1 protein-coding gene is annotated in these 1252 nt (G+C 46.7%); it reads right to left on the reverse strand.

All coding sequences use genetic code 11. The features are described 5' to 3' along the window. Positions 1-483 precede the first annotated feature (483 nt). A partial coding sequence (locus A3763_RS04305) for an ATPase, T2SS/T4P/T4SS family (RefSeq protein ID WP_197482756.1) occupies positions 484-1252 on the reverse strand: 769 nt, incomplete at its 5' end.

Consider the following 1252-nt stretch of genomic DNA (forward strand, 5'->3'; position numbering starts at 1 on the left):
AATATTGGGGTCATAAATATTGGGGTCAGAGTAACATTCACTCATATCCATGTCCGCAATGTCGTGACTGCTAGTATAAACTTGGGCTTATGTCAGAGGCAGGAAGGTGAAGATAGCAGGCTTCGAGAAAGGTAGCACTCTGTGTTCTTTTCGTTAGTCCACCACATGCAGGTTTGGCTGAATAATCTCTATCTTGATAGGGTGCGCCGCGCGCACCGGCGAAGATTGTGCCCTTCGCTGCCAGAAGGTTCCACCATCAGTATGACTCTGCTCCGTGCTAGCCCGCTTGCGAGCCGTGGAAGGCTCTGCTTACTGGTTAGGGGGTTACCTCAATTTATGTTTGTTTGAGCCACAGGGTTCAGCGGTGCGCATGGCGCACCCTATTAGAGTTGTCTGAGTATTAAATGCGGACATTCATGCCTAAGCAACCCTGTCACGCTGGGCCTAAACGCTATTTTAAAACTATAGGCCGAGTTCGGACCATTAAAATGAAGGCGAAGGAAAATCATCCTCGGGTTCGTCCTTCTTAATTTCTTCAAGGCTTAATTCCAAAGCGCTGGACGTGACCATGGTGTCTTTAGACGGTTCACTTGAATCCCCTTCTCCACCATTCGAGTCATTTAGCTTGATCTTCAAGCGAAGGTTATTAGCAGAGTCAGCGTTCTTAATAGCTTCTTCAAGAGATATTTTGCCTGCTTTGTGTAGATTGAATAAAGCGGTATCGAATGTTTGCATCCCTAAACCTTGGGATTTTTCCATAATTTCCTTTATGCCTTCAATCTCTCCACGCAAGATTAATTCGCTGATAGTTGGCGTTCCTAAGAGAATCTCAATGGCCGCCGCACGCTTTCCATCTACTGTTGGTATTAGACGTTGAGAAATAAATGCACGCATATTCAGTGCTAAATCATTGAGTAGCTGAATACGTCGGTCTTCAGGGAAGAAGTTGATAATTCGGTCGAGCGCCTGGTTTGCGTTGTTAGCGTGGAGCGTAGAAATACAGAGATGGCCAGTTTCAGCAAAGGCTAGCGCGTGCTCCATCGTCTCTCTGTCCCTGATCTCACCAATTAGAATAACATCCGGCGCCTGACGCAGAGTATTCTTAAGCGCGGCTCTATAGCTTCGGGTATCAACCCCGACTTCACGTTGGTTTATTACACTCTTCTTATGTTTATGGACGAACTCTACAGGGTCCTCGATAGTGATAATGTGACCACCTGCGTTCGAGTTACGGTGATCTATGAGTGCTGCG

The sequence above is a fragment of the Oleiphilus sp. HI0128 genome (assembly GCF_001635365.1).